Genomic DNA, 19,652 nt, shown 5'->3' on the forward strand with positions numbered 1-19,652 from the left:
GGGCAGCTTAACGACTGAACGGTCACCGCGGCTTGCAGCGCTGCGACAATTTCGGTCAATGCGCGGTAACTTTACGTTTATCGCGGCCGCCAAGGCTGTCAGAATTCCTTTCCTTTGCCATTGACCCGAGCCGCCCATGCAACTGAAAACCGCCCTGCTCTTCGCCACCCCCTGTGACGATGAGGAAGACAACATGGCGACCCTGTGCTGCCACAGCGACAAGGGCCAGATGTTCCTGCTGACCCGTTATCCGGACGAGGACACCGTCGACCTGACCCTGGATGACGAGCCGTCGACCCTGGACGGGCTGAAGGTGACCCTGAGCGCACAGCGGCTGCTGATCGAGGTGGCGGCGGGGGATCGTGATGCGCTGAAGGGGGATGAAACGCTGGAGATCATTCTGACCAGCGCCGGAACCGACCTGGATGAAGTGAAGGAAACGTTGCAGAACATCCTTGCCGGGACCGGGACATTCGTGTCCGAAATCTGAGCTGTTAAATCGCTCCTACAGGGACCGCGCAAGCCTTCAGGAGATTGACAGGCCACTATCGAGACAGGCATTGTCTGACAACCTGACCAATAAGAACCCCTGTCCATGCTAGAGCTCCAGCGCCCCGACACCCTCGTCGAACGTGTCGTCAGCGCCATCCGCGCCGAGATCGATTCCGGCCGCCTGGCCGCCGAATCGCGCCTGCCCACCGAACAGCAACTGGCTGAACAACTCAATGTCAGCCGCTCGGTGGTGCGCGAGGCCGTGGCGCAGCTCAAGGCCGACGGGGTGCTGATCGCCCGCCGCGGGCTCGGCTCGTACATCTCGCAGACGCCCAGCGGCACGGTGTTCCGCTTCCCCGGCAGCCAGGGGCGCAAGCCCGACCTGGTGCAGATGTTCGAGATGCGCCTGTGGATCGAAACCCAGGCCGCCGCCATCGCCGCCCGCCGCCGCGACGCCGACGACCTCGCGCGCATGGCCAGCGCCCTGGGCACCATGGAAAACCCGCGTAGCGACTTCGCCACGGCCTCGGCCGCCGACGTGGCCTTCCACCGCGCCATCGCCGAAGCCAGCAAGAACGACTACTTCGTCGCCTTCCACGATTTCCTCGGCGGCCAGCTGGCCGCCGCGCGCCGCACCGCCTGGGAAAACTCCGCCACCCCGGCGGTGGGCGGTTCGGCCGATGCCCTGCGCGAGCACCGGGCGCTGTACCAAGCCATCGCCGACGGTGACCGCCAGGCGGCTGCCGGCTGCGCTGAAGCCCACCTGCGCGCCTCTGCCAAGCGCCTGAAACTCGACCTTCCCGACCTCGACTGACTCCGGAGAACCCCATCGCGACCTGGCGAGGCTTTCACGCGAACTACTTAGTCTGACAACCTGATAAGCAGATTCACCGACAAGAATACCAAGGTACCCTGCATGACCTACGACTACTGCATCATCGGCGGCGGCATCGTCGGCCTCGCCACCGCGATGGCCCTGCTCGAACGACGCCCCGGCGCTTCGCTGCTGATCCTGGAAAAGGAAGCCAGCCTCGGCCGTCACCAGACCGGCCACAACAGCGGCGTGATCCATGCCGGCATCTACTACGCCCCCGGCAGCCTCAAAGCCGACCTGTGCAAGCGCGGCGCCCAGGCCACCAAGGATTTCTGCGGCGCGCACGGCATCGCCTTCGAGGTCTGCGGCAAGCTGCTGGTGGCCTCCAACGACCAGGAAGTGCAGCGCATGCAGGCGCTGTACGAGCGCTCGCAGCACAATGGCCTGAAGGTCGAGCGCCTGGATGCCGACGCCCTGCGCGAGCGGGAGCCGAACATCGTCGGCAAGGGCGCGTTGTTCCTCGATGCCACCGGAATCGTCGACTACCAGCAAGTGTGCGACGCCATGGCCAAGGTAATCCGCCAGGCCGGCGGCGAACTGCGCCTGTCCACCACCGTGCGCGCCATCCAGGAACATGGCGACCACGTCGCGATCAGCGCCGACGGCAACGCCTGGCGCGCCCGCCAGCTGGTGGCCTGTGCTGGCCTGCAGTCCGACCGCTTGGCGCGCCTGGCCGGGGTCAGGATCGACCATCAGATCATTCCCTTCCGCGGCGAGTACTACCGCCTGCCAGCGAGCAAGAGCCAGATCGTCAACCACCTGATCTACCCGATCCCCGACCCGGAGCTGCCGTTCCTCGGCGTGCACCTGACGCGGATGATCGACGGCAGCGTCACCGTCGGCCCCAACGCGGTGCTCGGCTTTGGTCGGGAGAACTACCGCAAGTTTTCGGTGAACTGGCGCGATGTCGCCGAGTACGCGCGCTTTCCGGGCTTCTGGAAAACCCTCTGGAACAACCTCGGTTCCGGCACCACCGAGATGAAGAATTCGCTGTTCAAGCGCGGCTATCTGGAGCAGTGCCGCAAGTATTGCCCGTCCCTCGAAGTCGAGGACCTGCTGCCCTATGAAGCCGGCATCCGCGCCCAGGCGGTGATGCGCGACGGCACCCTGGTGCACGACTTCCTGTTCGCCGAGACGCCACGCATGGTGCATGTGTGCAATGCGCCGTCGCCCGCCGCCACCTCGGCGATCCCCATCGGCCAGATGATCGCCGAGAAGATTCTCCAGGCCCGCTGATCCACCCGCTGCATCCACAATTACAAAGACAACAAGGAAAACCTCAATGTCGGTACACGAAACAGCCCTGGCCGCGAGCGAAACCCCCGAACAGCAACGCAAGCGCCTGCGCAAGGTGGCGGCGGCGACCATCTTCGGCTCGATGCTGGAGTGGTACGACTTCTACCTCTACGCCACCATGGCGGCGATCGTCTTCTCGAAGATCTTCTTCGACCCGAGCAACCCGGCGGTGGCCTCGCTGCTGGCGTTCTCCACCTTCGCCATCGGCTTCATCGCCCGGCCCTTCGGCGGCGTGCTGTTCGGCTACCTGGGCGATCGCTTCGGGCGCAAGCACGTGCTGGTGATCACCTTTTGCATGATGGGCCTGTGCACCATGCTGATCGGCCTGATCCCCGGCTACGCCACCATCGGCATATGGGCGCCGATCCTGCTGGTGATCATCCGCATCATCCAGGGCCTGGGCGCCGGTGCCGAACTGTCCGGCGCGGCGGTGACCTCCTACGAGCACGCCAGCGAAGGCAAGCGCGGCAGCCAGGGCGCCTGGCCGGCGCTGGGGCTGAACCTGGGCCTGCTGCTGTCGTCGCTGACCGTGTACCTGTTGACCATGAACGGCAACGAGTTCCTGCTGGCCGGCGGCTGGCGCATCCCGTTCATCGCCAGCATCGCCCTGGTGGCGGTGGGCCTGTGGGTGCGCAAGAGCATCCCCGAGACCCCGGACTTCAAGGAGCTGGACAAGGACGACGACAAGCCGCAGGTGTCGCCGCTCAAGCTGCTGTTCCGGAACGACCTCAAAGGCCTGGCGGTGGTGTTCTTCGTGGCCGTGGGCTACAACGCCCTGAGCTACATCTTCAAGACTTTCTCGCTGGCCTACCTGACCCAGTTCAAGGGCGTCGAGGCCCACGTCACCTCGCTGTCGGTGACCTTGGCCAGCCTGGTGGCGATCTTTGCCGTGCCGTTCTTCGGCTGGCTGTGCGACAAGTGGAGCAGCAAGACCGTGCTGATGCTCGGCGGGTTGCTGTCGGCGCTGTTCGCCTTTCCGTTCCTGCAACTGCTGTCGACCGGCGAGCCGATGATGATCTACCTGGCCATTGCCGTGGGCACCGGGATCCTGGCGCCGATGATGTTCGCCCCGCAGGGCTCGTTCCTCAGCCGACAGTTCCCGACCCAGACCCGCTCGTCGGGGTTCGGCACCGGGCGCGAGGTCGGTACCGCCGTGGCCGGTGGCCTGGCGCCGCTGGGCGGGCTGGCGCTGGTGGCCGGGTCGGCGACTCACTCCACCGATGGCGTGGCGTTGATCCTCGCGGTGGCCGGGGTGCTGGTGGTGGTGTTTGCGTTCCTTGACCAGGGCTGGCGGCATTCGAAGTCGAAGAATTAAGCGACACCAACGATCTTGATCTTGATCTTGATCTTGATCTTGATCTTGATCTTGATCTTGATCTTGATCTTGATCTTGATCTTGATCTTGATCTTGATCTTGATCTTGATCGCAAGGCTAACCCCTCCTCACTAGCGACAGCTACGCCAGCCCAGGCGCCGCCCGTAACTTCGCGACTTCAGGAGGCCGAACGCAGGTCTTGCGCAGGGAGGTGACGGGCATGGATGCCCGTCAAGCGCTGGGGCCCAGGATGGGCCCTGCAGCGCGGTCCTCCCGGGAGCAAGGCCGGAGTGAGGGGACCCGAAGCGAAGCGTAGGGCCGGATGAATGGAGCGAGGATTTTTTGGTTCCTTTTTGATCCTTCAAAAAGGAACTCGCCGTAAGGGCGAAAAGGTGACTATGCGTCGACATCGCAAACGAATGCACTTACAACCATTAAAACCAGCGCCGACCGACTTTGACTTTGACTTTGACTTTGACTTTGACTTTGACTTTGACTTTTAGAGCATGTGTTTTGAAAACTATATGCGCATTCATTCGCGATGGTGACGCGAAGTCACCTTTCCGCCCTTACGGCGGGTAACTTTTTGAAGGATCAAAAAGTCACCAAAAAATCCTCGCTCCATTCATCCGGCCCCTACGCTTCGCTCCGGGGTCCCCTCGCTCCGTTCTTGCTCCCGGGAGGACCGCGCTGAACGCCCCATCCTGGGGCGCAGCGCTTGACGGGCATCCATGCCCGTCACCTCCCTCCGCAAGAACTCCGCTCGGCCTCCTGAAGTCGCAATTGGTGGCGCCTGAACTATTGCGCACTTAGAAGCAAGATCAAGATCAAGATCAAGATCAAGATCAAGATCAAGATCAAGATCAAGATCAAGATCAAGATCAAGATCAAGATCAAGAAATATGAATCACCTGCAGAGCAGGAAAACATCTGTGGGTGAGAGTAGGCGCCGCGTTACGTGTAATGACTACCCCTCAAAGCGACCACCGTCAACAGACAACGAAGCGCACACCCAGCAACCCCATCCAACACCTGTAACAGACTTCCCTGCCACGATAGGTTCCCACTGCCTCACCTCTATCCTTTACACGATTTTTGCAAACCGCCATTGGTCGCCACCCCCCCGGATGGATTAAAGTATCCCCCCTCGCCCGGCAAGCGCCCTCAGCGCGCCAGGGCCCATCCCCAGGAACCGCCAACGATGGAACACCGTGAAGCGCTGATCGCGCTGCGCACCTTTCTCTCCTCCCAGATCCTCGGCCAGGAAAAACTGGTCGAGCGCCTGCTGATCGTGCTCCTGGCCGACGGCCACATGCTGGTCGAAGGCGCCCCGGGCCTGGCCAAGACCAAGGCCATCAAGGAGCTCGCCGAGGGCATCGAGGCGCAATTCCATCGCATCCAGTTCACCCCCGACCTGCTGCCCGCCGACATCACCGGCACCGAAATCTACCGCCCGGAAACCGGCAGCTTCGTGTTCCAGCAAGGACCGATCTTCCACAACCTGGTGCTGGCCGACGAAATCAACCGCGCCCCTGCCAAGGTTCAATCGGCGCTGCTCGAAGCCATGGCCGAGCGCCAGGTCAGCGTTGGACGCAGCACCTACGAGTTGTCGCCGCTGTTCCTGGTGATGGCCACGCAGAACCCGATCGAGCAGGAAGGCACCTACCCGCTGCCCGAGGCCCAGCTCGACCGCTTCCTCATGCACGTCAAAATCGGCTTCCCAGACGCCGCGGTCGAGCGACGCATCCTCTTGCAAGCCCGGGGCGAGGCACTGGGTGGCGAGGTGAAGCCCGAGCGCCGGGTTAGCCAGCAGGCCATCTTCGCCGCCCGCAAGGAAATCCTCGGCCTGTACATGGCAGATGCCGTGGAGGAATATCTGGTGCAGCTGGTCATGGCCACCCGCACCCCGGCCAAGTTCGACAGTGAGCTGGCCGACTGGATCGCCTACGGCGCCAGCCCCCGCGGCTCAATCGCCTTGGACCGTTGCGCACGCGCCCACGCCTGGCTGGCCGGGCGCGACTTCGTCAGCCCCGAGGATATCCAGGCAGTGCTGTTCGACGTGCTGCGCCACCGCATCATCCTCTCGTTCGAGGCCGAGGCGGCCGGGGTCGACCAAGACCGCGTGGTCCAGCGCATCCTCGACGTCGTCGCCGTCGCCTGACCCCATGCCCACCTCGCAGTTGGCCGAACCCGGCATCCGCATCGGCCTGGCCGACCTGATCGACATGCGCCACCGCGTGCGTGAGATCCAGCTGTTCTCCCGGCCCGGCCAGCGCAGCCCGCTGGTGGGCCTGCACCACTCCAAGCTGCGTGGCCGCGGCGTGGACTTCGACCAGGTGCGGGTCTACCAGGCCGGTGACGATGTGCGCAACATCGACTGGCGCGTCACCGCGCGCACCCAGGAGCCGCACACCAAGCTTTTCCACGAAGAGCGCGAGCGGCCGATCTTCATCATGGTCGAGCAGAGCCAGCGGCTGTTCTTCGGCTCCGGGCTGATGTTCAAGTCAGTGCTGGCGGCCCAGGCCGCGGCCCTGTTCGGCTGGGCGGCGCTGGGCCACAACGACCGTATCGGCGGGCTGGTGTTCGGCGACAGCGAGCCCCACGAGATCAAGCCGAGGCGCAGCAAGCAGAGCCTGCTGCAACTGCTCAACCGCCTGGCCAAGGTCAACCAGGCCCTGCACACCGAGGCCGTGCCACAGCCCGACAGCCTGGGCCTGGCCCTGCGCCGGGCACGCGAGGTGCTGCGCCCGGGCAGCCTGGCCATCGTCATCTGTGACGAGCGTGCCCTGAGCGCCAGCGTCGAGCAGCACCTGGCGATGCTGTCGCGTCACTGCGACGTGCTGCTGATGCCGGTCAGCGACCCGCTCGACCATGCCCTGCCCGCCGCCGGCCTGCTGCGTTTCGCCCAACGCGGCGCGCAACTGGAACTCGACACGCTGGATGCCAACCTGCGCCAGGCCTACCGCCAGCAGGCCGAGGCGCGCATCGAGCGCTGGGAATTGCTGGCGCAGAAGCTGCGGGTGGTGCTGATGCCGCTGAGCACCCAGAGTGAGATGATCGAGCAATTGCGCGAATACCTGAACGCGCAGCGTCCCGGGAGCGCCAAATGACCCCCCTGGATCAGTTGCAACCGCTGATCGCACCGCCGGCCATCGGCCTGTGGCCACCGGCCCCAGGCTGGTGGCTGTTGCTCGCCTTGCTGCCATTGCTCGGCTGGGGCCTGTGGCGCCTGCGCCACTGGCGCCCGGGCAAGCGCAAGGTGGTGCGCGCCGAACTGCCGCTGGACCCGATTCGTGTCGAGGCCCTGGCCGAGCTGGCGCGCCTGCCACGCCCCTATGACGGCGCGCCGGCCGGCGCCTGGCTGCAGCAGATCAACGCCCTGCTCAAGCGCCTGTGCCGCAACCACTATCCCGGCGCCAACAGCCACACCCTCAATGGCCGGCAGTGGCTGGCGTTTCTCGACAACCGCTGCCCGGCCGCCGGCCTGACCCGTTGGATGGTACTGGTCGAAGGCGCCTACAAGCCCGAGTGCAAGCTCGACGACAAGGCCATCGCCGGGCTCACCCAGGCGGTCGAAACCTGGATCCGCAAGCATGTTTGAACTGGCCTGGCCGTGGATCTTCCTGCTGTTGCCGCTGCCCTGGCTGGCGCGCTTGGCGCTGCCTGCCGCCGACAGCGGCGAGCCGGTGCTCAAGGTGGGCTTTCTCGACGAACTCGAAGGCCTGGCCGGGCGCCGCGCGCGGCTGAACCTGCCAACCTGGCGCCAGCAGGCGCCGTTCATCCTGATCTGGCTACTGCTGTTGCTGGCCGCCGCCCGCCCACAGTGGCTGGGCGATCCGCTGCCGGTGTCGGCCAGTGGCCGCGACCTGCTGGTGGCAGTGGATGTGTCGGGCTCCATGGACTTCCCCGACATGCAGTGGAAGGACGACGAGATCAGCCGTCTGGACCTGGTCAAGGCGCTGATGGGCGACTTCCTCCAGGACCGCCAGGGCGACCGCGTCGGCCTGATCCTGTTCGGCAGCCAGGCCTACCTGCAGGCCCCGCTGACCTTCGACCGGCGTACCGTGCGCACCTTCCTCGACGAGGCGCAGATCGGCATCGCCGGCAAGAACACCGCCATCGGCGACGCCATCGGCCTGGCGGTCAAGCGTCTGCGCCAGCGCCCGGCGCAAAGTCGGGTGCTGATCCTGATCACCGATGGCGCCAACAACGGCGGGCAGATCCACCCACTGACCGCCGCCCGCCTGGCCGCCCAGGAAGGCGTGCGCATCTACACCATCGGCATCGGTGCCAACCCTGAGGCCAGCGGCACGCCGGGCCTGCTCGGGCTGAACCCGAGCCTGGACCTGGACGAAGCCTCGCTCAAGGAAATCGCCGAAATTACCCACGGCAGCTACTTCCGCGCCCACGACGGCGCCGAGCTGAACGCCATCGGCGACACCCTTGACCAACTGGAACCGGTGGCCCAGCAGCCGACCCAGGCGCGCACCGCCCACGCGCTGTACGCCTGGCCGCTGGCCCTGGCGCTGCTGCTCAGCGTGCTGCTGGTGGTGGCCGTGCAGTGGCCGGACAACCTGCTGCAACGCCTGCTGCGCAAGCCACGCTTCCTGCAGCCCCACCCGGAATGGCGCCAGCGCCTCAAGCGCCTGCGCCTGAGGAGGCGGCGATGATCGAACTCTGGCCCCAATGGCTGCGCCCGCTCTGGCTGCTGGTGCTGCCCCTGCTCGGCTGGCTGCTGTTCAAGCTCTGGCATCGGCGCAAGCGCGCCGGGCGCTGGCAGTTGATCCTGCCGCAGCCGTTCCACGCGGTCTTGCTTGGCGGTGGCAGCGGCAGCACCAGCAAGCTGCCGTGGATCGCCCTGGGCCTGGCCTGGCTGCTGATCGTCCTGGCCCTGCTCGGGCCGAGTTGGCAACGCCTGGAAGAAACCCGCCAACGCCCGGCCGACCCGCTGGTGATCCTGCTCGAACTGACGCCGCAGATGCTCGCCGAGGACAGCACGCCGAACCGCCTGGAACAGGCCCGGCGCAAGATCCTCGACCTGCTTGAGCACCGTCGCGACAGCCAGACCGCGCTGATCGTCTACGCAGGCTCCGCCCACACCCTGGTGCCGCTATCCGATGACCTGGGCACCACGCGCAATCTGCTTGAGGCCGTCGACCCGTCGATCATGCCGCAGCCCGGCCAGCGTGCCGACCTCGCCGTGCACAAGGGCCTGGCCCTGCTCGCCCAGAGCGGCCTGGGCCAGGGCCGCCTGCTACTGATCGGCTCGTCGCTGAGTGAACCGGAGCGCGAAGGCATTCGACAGGCCCTCGGGCGCCAGGGCCCAAACCTGCTGATGCTGGGCGTCGGCAGCGCCGAGGGTGCACCGGTACGTCAGGCCAACGGCGAGTACCTGAAGGACGACCAGGGCGGCATCCTCCTGCCACGCCTGGACAGCGCCTCGCTGAAAAGCTTCATCGGCTCGACCGGCGGGCGCTACCGCCATGCCCGCATCGACGACCTCGACCTGCGCGGCCTGGGCTTGTTCGACAACCCGCGACTGTTGCACAACGATGGCCAGACCCTGCAACTGGACAGCTGGGCCGACCAGGGCTACTGGCTGCTGTTGCCCCTGCTGCTGCTAGCCGCCTGCGCTGGCCGGCGCGGCTGGTTGTTCTGCCTGCCGCTGCTGCTGGCCTTGCCGCAACCGAGCCAGGCCTTCGAATTCAATGACCTGTGGCTGCGCCCCGACCAGCAGGGCCAGCGCCTGCTGGAGCGGCAACGCCCGGCCCAGGCGGCCCACCACTTCGAGGACAGCCAGTGGCGCGGCATGGCCCTGTACCAGGCCGGCGATTTCGAAGGCGCCGCCGCCGCCTTCGCCCAGGCCGGCACAGCGGCCGCCCACTACAATCGGGGTAATGCCCTGGCCCGCGCCGGGGAACTGGAGGCGGCGCTGGACGCCTATGAACAGGCCCTGGAACGCCAACCCGACCTGAAGGCGGCACTGGACAACCAGGCCCTGGTCCAGCAACTGTTGCAACAACGCCAGGCCAGCGCCGAGACCCAACCGAACAACGCCGATGCCCAAGGCACACCCGGCAGCGAAACCGAAGGCAACAGCAGCTCGACCAGCAGCCAGGCCCAGGGCACGCCAGGCAGCGACGAACAGGCCCAGGGCCAGCAGAACGGCGACAGCCAGGGCAACACCCAGGCCCCGCCCGGCGCTGCCGGCGGCGATGACGACAGCCTCACCCAGCCGCCCCAGCGGCCGCTCTCCACCAGCCTCGACGCCGAACAGCGCCAGGCCCTGGAGCAATGGCTGCGGGAGATCCCCGACAACCCGGCGGAACTGCTGCGGCGCAAATTCTGGTACGAACAGCAATTGCATCAGGAAACCCCACGATGAGTCGCCTCGGCGTCTTTCTCCTAGGCCTGCTGTGGAGCCTCGCGGCCCAGGCCGAACCGATCCTGCAGGCCAGCGTCGACCGCACGCGCCTGGAAGCCGGCGAAACCCTGGAACTCACCCTCGAGAGTCAGGACGTCACCCAGTTCGGCAAGCCCGACCTGCGCTCCCTCGAGCCCGACTTCGAGGTGCGCGGCACGCGCCAGCTCAACAGCTTGCATACCCTGGACGGCGAAACCCGCGCCAGCACCCGCTGGATCATCACCCTGCTGCCCCGGCGCAGCGGCAGCCTGCGCATTCCCGAGCTGCAGCTGGGCCAATCGCGCAGCCAGGCCATCGAACTGCAGGTGCAGCAGGCCGACAGCCAGCGCCCGGACGCGGCTGCGCAGGTGTTCGTCGAGGCCACCCTGGACAGCAGCGAGGTCTATGTCCAGGCCCAGGCCGTGCTGACCCTGCGCATCTACCATTCGGTGGCGCTGTACGACGACAGCAGCCTCAGCCCACTGCAGCTGGAAAACGCCAAGGTCGACCCGCTGGGCGAGTCGCGCACCTACGAGAAGGACATCAACGGCGTGCGTCACGGGGTGATTGAGACCCGTTATGCGATCTATCCGCAACAGAGCGGTAGCCTTGAAGTGCCGCCGCTGCGCTTCACCGCCACCGCCGCCGACAATGGCGAACAACCGGCCGGCACGCCGCGGGTCGGTCGCCAGGTGCAGGTCAGCTCGCTGCCGCTGCGTCTGACGGTCAAGCCGATCCCGGCCAGCTACCCAGCCGACCGCCCTTGGCTGCCGGCCCGCAGCCTGACCCTGGAAGAACACTGGAACCCCGACCCGGAGCGCCAGCCGACGCAGATCGGCGACTCGCTCACGCGCAACATCACCGTGCGCGCCGAGGGCCTGTCGAGCACCCAGTTGCCGCCACTGCCGGCCACCGAAGCCGCCGGTCTGCGCCGCTACCCCGACCAGCCGCTGCTGCGCAACGAGATCGGCGAGCGCGGCATGGTCGCCAATCGCGAAGAGCGCGAGGCGCTGGTGCCGACCCACGCTGGCGAGCTGGCCTTGCCGGCGCTGGAGGTGACCTGGTGGAACACCCGCGAAGACCATCTGGAGCACAGCAGCCTGCCGGCCCGCACCCTGAACGTGCAGGACAACCCGGCGCTGAGCGCCGACACCCCGGCCGGCGACGGCAACCTGAGCCCCGGCCCGCTCTGGCCCTGGCAACTGGCCACGCTGGTCCTGGCCCTGACCACCCTGCTCGGCTTCACCCTGTGGTGGCGGGCCCGCTCGCAACCGGCGGTGCTGCGCGCGGCACAGACCGGCCCGAGCCCGCGCACGCTGCTCGATGACCTCAAGCGCGCCTGCCAGGCCAACGACCCGCAGGCCACCCGCCAGGCGCTGGACGCCTGGGCCCGGCAGCAGCCGGAAACCCTGGCCGAGATGGCGGCGCGCTTCGTGCCGTTGTCCGATGCGCTGGATGGGTTGAATGGCGCGTTGTACAGCGAGAGCGGGCAATACTGGCACGGCGACGAGCTGTGGCGCGCGATTGGCGCGATTCCGCCGGCCGAGCAGGTGCTGGCGCCGTCGGGCGAAGCCGGCAGCTTGCCGCCGCTGTATCCCAAGTAGCCTCATCGCGGGGCAAGCCCGCTCCCACGGCCCCGCGATGAGTTACCATAGCGCCCTAATCCAAACGCCCCCTGCCGCTCACCCAACGGATCTTCCATGCGTCTGTTTCACACCTCCGACTGGCACCTGGGCCAGAGCCTGCATGGCCAGGAACGCGATTTCGAACACGCCTGTTTCATTGACTGGCTGCTCGGCCAGCTGCGCCTGCGCCAACCCGACGCGCTGCTGATCGCCGGCGACATCTTCGACACGGTCAACCCGCCGGTCAAAGCCCAGGAGCGTCTCTACGACTTCATTGTCCAGGCCCACGAGCAACAGCCCAAGCTGGATATCGTGATGATCGCTGGCAACCACGACTCCGGCTCGCGCATCGAGCTGCCGGCGCCACTGATGCGCCGCCTGCGCACCCACGCCCTGGGCCGGGTGCACTGGCTAGACGAGGGCCAGCTGGACACCGAGCGACTGCTGATCCCGTTGACCAACGCCCGTGGCAAGGTCGGCGCCTGGTGCCTGGCCCTGCCCTTCCTGCGCCCCGCCGAAGTCACCGGCCCCGCGCTGGGGGACGACTACCTGCAGGGCATCAACCAGGTCCATGAGCAACTGATCGCCGCGGCGCAGAAGAAGCGCAAGAAAGACCAGGCACTGGTCGCCATCAGCCACGCGCACATGGCCGGCGGCAGCATCTCGGAAGACTCCGAGCGCAGCCTGATCATCGGCAACGCCGAGGCCTTGCCGGCCAGGCTGTTCGACAAGGCCATCAGCTATGTCGCCCTCGGCCACCTGCACAAGCCGCAGAAGGTCAACCGCGAAAACCGTATCCGCTACAGCGGCGCGCCGATCCCGTTGTCGTTCGCCGAGATCAACTACCCGCACCAGGTCCTGGAGGTGGAGCTGGACGGTGCCGAGCTGGTCAGTGTCGAGCCGCGTCCGGTGCCCCGCGCGGTGGCCCTGCAACGGGTCGGGCCGGCGCCGCTGGGCGAATTGCTCGAACAGCTCGGGCAACTGCCGGTGATCGACCTGCTCGAAGACCCCAACCGCCAGCCCTGGCTGGAAGTGCGGGTGCGCCTGGACGAGCCGCAGCCCGACCTGCGCCAGCAGATCGAAGGCGCCCTGCAGGGCAAGGCCGTGCGCCTGGTGCGCATCAGCGCCGAATACGCCGGCAGCGGCCGCGCCGAGGACGACGAGCACGCCTTCGTCGAGCTGGCCCAGATGACCCCGCAGGACCTGTTCGGCCGTGCCTGGGAGCAGGCCTATGGCAACCCCGCCGACGACCAGGCCCTGGCCGATTTCGCCGAATTGCTGCAGGACGTCCTGCAAGAGGAGGAGCAGGCATGAAGATCCTCGCCATCCGCCTGAAGAACCTGGCCTCGCTGGCCGGCCCGATCGATATCGACTTCACCGCCGAGCCCCTGGCCAGCGCCGGCCTGTTCGCCATCACCGGCCCCACCGGCGCCGGCAAGAGCACCCTGCTCGACGCCCTGTGCCTGGCGCTGTTCGGCAGCGTGCCGCGCTTGAACGACATCGCCCGGGAAGCCAAGGTCCCGGACGCCGATGGCGAGATCCCCACCTCGGATCCGCGCAACCTGCTGCGTCGCGGCACTGGCAGCGGCTTCGCCGAGGTCGATTTCGTCGGCATCGACGGCGGCCGCTACCGCGCCCGCTGGGAAGCCAACCGCGCTCGCGAAAAGGCCACCGGCAAACTGCAGAACAGCCGCCAGAGCCTCTACGACCTGGACAGCGAGCAACTGCTGGGCAGCGGCAAGAACGAATACAAGCAACTGGTCGAGGCGCGCCTGGGCCTGAACTTCGAGCAGTTCACCCGCGCGGTGATGCTGGCCCAGAGCGAATTCGGTGCCTTCCTCAAGACCGACGACCGTGAGCGCAGCGAACTGCTGGAAAAACTCACCAACACCGCAATCTACACCCGCCTGGGCCAACGCGCCTTCAGCAAGGCGCGGGAAACCGGCGAGGTTCACAACGACCTGAAGAAGCAGGCCGAGCACCTGCTGCCAATGGAAGCCGAAGCCCGCGCCGCCCTCGACCAGGCACTGGAACAGGCCCAGCAGCAGCTCAAGGCCGAACAGGCGCGCCAGCGCCAGCTGGAACAGCAGCGCACCTGGTTTGCCGAACAGCAGCGCCTGCAGGCGCTGCACAGTGAAGCCGGCACGGCCCTGCAAAACGCGGAACACGAGTGGCAACAACTGGCCGAACAGCGCGTCGACCTGCAACGCCTGGAACGCCTGGCGCCCCAGCGCCACCAGTTCCACCGTCAGCAGCACCTGGCCGCGCAACTGGCCCCGGTACTGGCCGATATCGACCAGCAACAGCGCCAGCACACCGAACTGCAGCAACACACCGACGCGCTGCAGCTGGCCCTGGAAACGGCCCGCCAGCACCTGATCGAGCACCAGGCCCTGCACGGCGAAAACGCCCCGCGCCTGCGCCAGGCCTTTGCTGCCCAGGGCGACCTGGCGCGCCTGGACAAGGAGCTTGCCGAGCAACGTGAAGCCTGCACCCGGGTCGAACAGGAAGTCGGTACAGCCCAGCAGCAACTGCTGCAGCTGGAGGACAGCCAGCAGCGCAGCCTGCAACAACTGGCTCGGATCGACAGCGCCCTGGCCGAGAGCGAAGCACTCGGCAGCCTGGCCGACGCCTGGCAAGCCTACCTGCCGCAGCTCAAACAGGTGATGCTGATCGGCGGCCGCCTGGCCAAGGGCCGCGAAGAGCTGCCCGGCCTGCAGGCCCAAGCCAGTCAGGCCAACGCCCAACTGCAAGCCCAGCGCGAGCATTTCGAGTTGCTGTTCCGCGAGGCCGGGGCCGAACCCCAGGCGCTGGCCGAGCAGATCGACCTGCTCGGCGCCATGCTCCAGGACAACCGTAAGCAGCAACGCGCGGTCGAGGAGCTGTCGCGCCTGCATGGCCGCGAAATGGAACTGCGCAACGGCCTCGATGCGCTGCGCGAGCGCCAACAATTGGCCATGCAGCAACGCCAGCAACTGATCGGTGAAGGCACGGCGGCCAAGGCCGAACTGGAGGGCGCCGAGCAGGCGCTGACCCTGACCCGCCAGTTGCTCGAGCGCCAGCGCCTGGCCCGCAACACCAGCGTCGAGGAACTGCGCGCCCAGCTGCGCGATGGCGAGCCCTGCCCGGTGTGCGGCAGCGCCGAGCATCCGTTCCATCAGCCCGAAGCGTTGCTGCACAGCCTCGGGCGCCACGACCAGGCCGAGGAAGCGGCGGCGCAGCAGCAGGTCGAACAGCTCAATACCCGGTTGGTGGAGCTGCGCACCCAGCTGGGCGTGGTCAACGCCCAGCTCAAGGATTACCAGCAGCAACAGCAGCAGTTGGGCGAGCAGCTGCAGCCCGTCCTCGAGCAGGTCCAGGCCCATGCCTTGTGGCCAGCGCTGGCGCCGCAGGACGACAGCGGCCGGGGCAAGTGGCTCGACGGCCAGTTGCGCCGCCTCGGCGACGAGATCGACCGCGACGAGAAACGCCAGGGCGCCCTGCTCGCCCTGCAAAAGGACGCCGCGCGCCTCACCCAGCAATTGCAGGCCGCAGGCGAAGCACAGCAACAGGCCCAGCGCCACCTTGACCAGCAGCACCAGGCCCTGGCCGCCGACGAGCAGCAACTCGCGCAGGCCCTCGAAAGTCTCGAAAGCGTGCTGCCCCCGGACATTCTCCAGGCCCTGCGCGACGACCCGGCCAATGCGTTCCTCGGCCTCGACCAGCAGATTGCCCAACGCCGTCAGCAACTCGACCTGCGCAAGGACGAGCAGGAAGAACAGCAGGCTCGCCAGGTCCAGCTGGACAAACAGCGCGATCAGCAACAGGCGCGCCTGCACAGCCAGCAACAGCTGCAACAGAAGCTTGCCGTGCTGGACGAACAACGCCGCCAGGCCCAGGCCACCCTGGGCGAACTGCTCGGCGATCAGCCCAGCGCCGAAGCCTGGCAGCAGCACATGGACACCCAGCTGGAGCAGGCCCGCGCCGCCGAGGCAGACAGCGCCCGGCAATTGCAGGCGCTGCACACACAAGGTGTGCAACTGGCCGGCGAACTCAAGGCCAACCAGCAGCGCCAACAGGCACTGGAGCAGGAGCACCAGCAGCTGCAGGGCGAAATCGCCCAGTGGCGCAGCGAACACCCGGAACTGGACGACGCCGGCCTCGACCGCCTGCTGGCCATCGACGACAGCCAGGTGGGCGAGCTGCGCCAACGCCTGCAGGCCGCGGAAAAAGCTGTCGAGCAAGGCCGCGTGTTGCTAGGGGAGCGTGAACAGCAACTGCAGCAACACACCGCACAAGCCCACGGCGAACTGTCCGTCGAAGCGCTGGAAACCGCCCTCGCCGAGCTGGCCGTGCAGCTGTCAGCCCAGGAGCAGCAATGCGCTGAGCTGCGCGCCCAACAAGCCGAGGACCAGCGCCGGCAACAGGCCAGCCAGGCCCTGGCCGAACAGATCGACCAGGCCTACCAGCAATGGCAACGTTGGGCACGCCTGAATGCATTGATCGGCTCGGCCTCGGGCGATGTGTTCCGCAAGATTGCCCAGGGCTACAACCTCGACCTGCTGCTGCACCACGCCAACAGCCAGTTGCGCCAGCTGGCCCGGCGATATCGCCTCAAGCGCGGCGGCAGCGCCCTGGGCCTGCTGGTGCTGGACACCGAGATGGGCGACGAGCTGCGTTCGGTGCATTCGCTGTCGGGCGGCGAGACCTTCCTGGTGTCGCTGGCCCTGGCCCTGGGCCTGGCATCCATGGCGTCGAGCACCCTGCGTATCGAATCGCTGTTCATCGACGAAGGCTTCGGCAGCCTCGACCCCGAGTCGCTGCAACTGGCCATGGACGCCCTCGACGGCCTGCAGGCCCAGGGGCGCAAGGTGGCGGTGATCTCCCACGTGCAGGAGATGCACGAGCGCATTCCGGTGCAGATCCAGGTGCGCCGCCAGGGCAATGGCCTGAGCGACGTGCAGGTGTGCGGGTGATCCTCTACTCGTTCCGCCGCTGCCCCTGGGCCATGCGCGCGCGCCTGGCACTGCGCTACGCCGGCTGCGACGTACAGGTCCACGAGGTGAAGATGAAGGAAAAGCCGGCCGAGCTGCTGGCACTGTCGCCCAAGGGCACGGTGCCGGTGCTCGATACCGGGGATGCGGTGCTGGAGGAAAGCCTGGACATCATGCGCTGGGCGCTGGCCCGACATGACCCCGAGGACTGGCGCCTGCAGGCAGACCCCGCCGCCGCGCGGCAGGCCGAAACGCTGATCGCGCGCAACGATGGCACCTTCAAGGCGCAAGTGAACTTGTACAAGTACGCCGAGCGCTACCCCGAGCACACCCGGGCGCACTACCGCGCCCAAGCCGAGCCTTGGCTGGCCGAGCTGGAACGTCTGCTCGAAGGCAGACCCTATCTGCTGGCCGCTCACCCAAGCCTGGCCGACGCCGCCTTGCTGCCCCTGATGCGCCAGTTTGCCGGGGTCGAACCCGAATGGTTCACCGAGGCGGCTTATCCGCGGTTGCGCAGCTGGTTGCAGGGCTGGCTGGCATCGCCGCTGTTCAAGGCCGTGATGGCCAAGTGAGACAGCGTGTCGCTCAAAGCGCCAGGATCGGCGCGGACATCAACAACAGCACTACCGCCGTGATACGCCACATCATGCTCTGCCCCTTTGGCGAGTCAAAAATTTAGCGTCAAATTAAATCACATGGCGTTGTGCTATTACCAATGGCTTTACACACTCAATTGGCATGCTTGCTCAGGGCGGCGTGGAAATGCGCGCTCTGCTGCAGGTATTTCTGGGTGTAGCTGTGGGTGTTGGACGCCTTGGCGCTTTGCTCCAGCTGGGCGTGGGCCGGCAGTACGACGGAGGCGGAGATGGCGGAAGCGGCGATGACCGGGAAGAGATTGAAGTTCATGTGGGCTGACCTCGACTTCGGTGGTTGACGTTGGCCCGTCGGGGGCCTTGGGTCAAAACTTACGCCGATGGACTCGACCACTGAAATTCATTGCAGCAGTAGCGATTATCACGCCTATCGATAATTGGAAGCCCCCCTGTGGGAGCGGCCTTGCGTCGCGAAAGGGCCGCACAGCGGCCCCGGCGATTCTTGCGTCAACGCTGAAATTCTGGGGCTGTTACGCAGCCCATTCGCGACGCAAGGCCGCTCCCACAGGGGGCGAGACAACCCGGCGGAGGATGATCACTCCAGAAACTTGAGGTCCGAAGGCGCCTGCTGGGGCAGTTTCTGCACCGTATCCCCCAACTTGCCGCTGCGCGGGTCGCGGCGCATGACCACGATCTGGTTGCTCTTCTGGTTCGCCACCAGCAGGTAGTTGCCATCCGGGTCGAGGGCAAACTCCCGGGGATGGTCGCCTTCCACCGAACGGCGCTGCAGCAGGGTGAGCCGGCCATCGTCCTTGCCCACGGCATACACCACGATCTCGTTGGCCGTGCCACGATTGCTGACATAGAGGAAACGCCCATCGGCCGACAGGTGCAGGCCGCCCGCGGCCTTCGCCGCGAAGTCCTTGCTTTCGGTCAGCGGCAGGCGCTGGCGCTCGGTCAGCGCGCCGTCCTGCACATCGAACACCACCACCTCGGCGCTCATCTCCAGGGTCAGGTAGGCATGCCGGCCCTTTGCGTCGAACAGCAGGTGACGTGGGCCGCTACCTGGTGGCAGTGTCACCGAGGGCGGGATCGCCGGGCTCAGCGGATGCTCGGGGCTGGCGCCGTCATAGCGGTAGATGAACACCTTGTCGGCGCCCAGATCGCTGGCGTACAGGTGGCGGCCATCGGGCGACAGCACCAGCGAATGCACATGGGCACCGGCCTGGCGCTCGGGATTGACCTGGCTCGGCGCATGCCGGGCCTGCTGCACCACCGGCTTGAGCTTGCCGTCGCGAGCCACCGGGATCACCACCAGGCTGCCACCGGGGTCGGGGGCTACGGCGTAGTTGGCGACGAACAGGTAGCGCTGGTCGTGGCTGAGGCTGGCGTGGGTCGGCTCGTCACCCTCGCTGGGCACCTGGTTCAGCAGCTTGATCTCGCCCTGCTTGCCCAGCGAGAAACCGCTGACCTGGCCCTTGGGTGTTTCATTGACCGCGAACAACTGGCGCCGGTCGGCGGACAGCACCAGCCACGAAGGGCTGACGCTCTTGACCACCTGCCGGGGCGTGGCGTCGATCTGACCGGTGCGGGCGTCGAAGTCGTAGCGGTAGATCCCTTCGCTGCCATTGTCGGTGTAGCTGCCCACCAGCAACGTGGCGGCCTGGGCGTTGACTGAAAACGCCATGAGGCTAGCGCTCAGCAGGTGGGTCCATTTCCTGTTCATCGTCTTCTTCATCCGGGGCACGAAAAGCACTCATACAGACTAGACGATGCTCGCCTTCGTCACTGGCCAGGCTCCAGTCGTCGCCCGCGCCGGTGGCGGCGGCGACCTGGTCGGGGGTGAAGGACCAGCGACGCAGCTGGCGGCCGTCCATGCATTTGATGGTGAGGCCGGATGCGTCGAAGGTGAAGTCGAAGGCGTGCAGGCCATCGATCAGGAGCATGTCGCAGGATGCGAGGGCGGTGGCGAGGGTGGTCATGGAGGCACCGATTGAGAAAATGGCCGCCATTATACGCATCGCGGGGCAAGCCCGCTCCCACGCCATGTAGGTAGTGGGAGCGGGCTTGCCCCGCGATCA

The 19,652-nt window shown here is 66.6% G+C and carries 16 protein-coding genes; 13 read left to right on the forward strand and 3 right to left on the reverse strand.

All coding sequences use genetic code 11. The annotated features are described in order from the left end of the window. The first annotated feature begins 136 nt into the window (after positions 1-136). From K5H97_RS19625 to K5H97_RS19685, 13 genes are all read left to right on the forward strand, one after another. Complete coding sequence (locus K5H97_RS19625) at positions 137-490, forward strand: hypothetical protein (RefSeq protein ID WP_028692932.1); 354 nt, start codon at positions 137-139, stop codon at positions 488-490. A 105-nt stretch (positions 491-595) separates the two neighbouring features. After that, a complete protein-coding gene (locus K5H97_RS19630) occupies positions 596-1,306 on the forward strand; it encodes a FadR/GntR family transcriptional regulator (RefSeq protein ID WP_028692931.1) in 711 nt (236 codons plus the stop codon). Between the two features lie 102 nt (positions 1,307-1,408). Further along, positions 1,409-2,602, forward strand: coding sequence for an L-2-hydroxyglutarate oxidase (gene lhgO / locus K5H97_RS19635; RefSeq protein ID WP_028692930.1), 1,194 nt, complete (start codon positions 1,409-1,411; stop codon positions 2,600-2,602). A gap of 46 nt (positions 2,603-2,648) precedes the next feature. Beyond that, positions 2,649-3,977, forward strand: a complete 1,329-nt coding sequence (locus K5H97_RS19640) for an MFS transporter (RefSeq protein ID WP_028692929.1) — start codon at positions 2,649-2,651, stop codon at positions 3,975-3,977. A 1,201-nt stretch (positions 3,978-5,178) separates the two neighbouring features. Beyond that, positions 5,179-6,138, forward strand: a complete 960-nt coding sequence (locus K5H97_RS19645) for an AAA family ATPase (RefSeq protein ID WP_011532987.1) — start codon at positions 5,179-5,181, stop codon at positions 6,136-6,138. A 4-nt stretch (positions 6,139-6,142) separates the two neighbouring features. Beyond that, the gene (locus K5H97_RS19650) at positions 6,143-7,087 is read left to right on the forward strand and encodes a DUF58 domain-containing protein (protein ID WP_028692928.1); all 945 of its coding nucleotides are present in this window, start codon (positions 6,143-6,145) and stop codon (positions 7,085-7,087) included. Further along, entirely contained in the window at positions 7,084-7,578 is a 495-nt protein-coding gene (locus K5H97_RS19655; RefSeq protein ID WP_028692927.1) for a DUF4381 domain-containing protein, read from the forward strand. The genes K5H97_RS19650 and K5H97_RS19655 overlap by 4 nt, the downstream gene beginning before the upstream one ends. Then, complete coding sequence (locus K5H97_RS19660; RefSeq protein WP_028692926.1) at positions 7,571-8,647, forward strand: vWA domain-containing protein; 1,077 nt, start codon at positions 7,571-7,573, stop codon at positions 8,645-8,647. The genes K5H97_RS19655 and K5H97_RS19660 overlap by 8 nt, the downstream gene beginning before the upstream one ends. Beyond that, complete coding sequence (locus K5H97_RS19665) at positions 8,644-10,362, forward strand: vWA domain-containing protein (protein WP_028692925.1); 1,719 nt, start codon at positions 8,644-8,646, stop codon at positions 10,360-10,362. Before K5H97_RS19660 ends, K5H97_RS19665 begins: the two co-directional genes overlap by 4 nt. Then, a complete protein-coding gene (locus tag K5H97_RS19670; protein ID WP_028692924.1) occupies positions 10,359-11,984 on the forward strand; it encodes a BatD family protein in 1,626 nt (541 codons plus the stop codon). Before K5H97_RS19665 ends, K5H97_RS19670 begins: the two co-directional genes overlap by 4 nt. Before the next feature lie 96 nt (positions 11,985-12,080). Next, entirely contained in the window at positions 12,081-13,319 is a 1,239-nt protein-coding gene (locus K5H97_RS19675) for an exonuclease SbcCD subunit D C-terminal domain-containing protein (protein WP_028692923.1), read from the forward strand. Further along, entirely contained in the window at positions 13,316-16,960 is a 3,645-nt protein-coding gene (locus K5H97_RS19680) for an SbcC/MukB-like Walker B domain-containing protein (RefSeq protein ID WP_028692922.1), read from the forward strand. Before K5H97_RS19675 ends, K5H97_RS19680 begins: the two co-directional genes overlap by 4 nt. Next, positions 16,957-17,550, forward strand: a complete 594-nt coding sequence (locus tag K5H97_RS19685) for a glutathione S-transferase (RefSeq protein ID WP_028692921.1) — start codon at positions 16,957-16,959, stop codon at positions 17,548-17,550. Before K5H97_RS19680 ends, K5H97_RS19685 begins: the two co-directional genes overlap by 4 nt. 157 nt (positions 17,551-17,707) lie before the next feature. On the opposite strand, the gene K5H97_RS19690 is transcribed toward K5H97_RS19685, so the two are convergent. The 3 genes from K5H97_RS19690 to K5H97_RS19700 all read right to left on the reverse strand — a co-directional run bounded on the left by K5H97_RS19690 (position 17,708) and on the right by K5H97_RS19700 (position 19,553). Next, a complete protein-coding gene (locus K5H97_RS19690; RefSeq protein WP_167388412.1) occupies positions 17,708-17,884 on the reverse strand; it encodes a hypothetical protein in 177 nt (58 codons plus the stop codon). 282 nt (positions 17,885-18,166) lie between these two features. Next, positions 18,167-19,297 (reverse strand): lactonase family protein, encoded by a 1,131-nt coding sequence (locus tag K5H97_RS19695; RefSeq protein WP_028692920.1) that lies wholly within the window; start codon positions 19,295-19,297, stop codon positions 18,167-18,169. Continuing rightward, entirely contained in the window at positions 19,263-19,553 is a 291-nt protein-coding gene (locus tag K5H97_RS19700; protein ID WP_028692919.1) for a DUF5629 family protein, read from the reverse strand. Before K5H97_RS19700 ends, K5H97_RS19695 begins: the two co-directional genes overlap by 35 nt. Positions 19,554-19,652 lie beyond the last annotated feature (99 nt).

This window comes from Pseudomonas mosselii (genome assembly GCF_019823065.1).
In the GTDB taxonomy this organism is placed as follows: Bacteria; Pseudomonadota; Gammaproteobacteria; order Pseudomonadales; family Pseudomonadaceae; genus Aquipseudomonas; species Aquipseudomonas mosselii.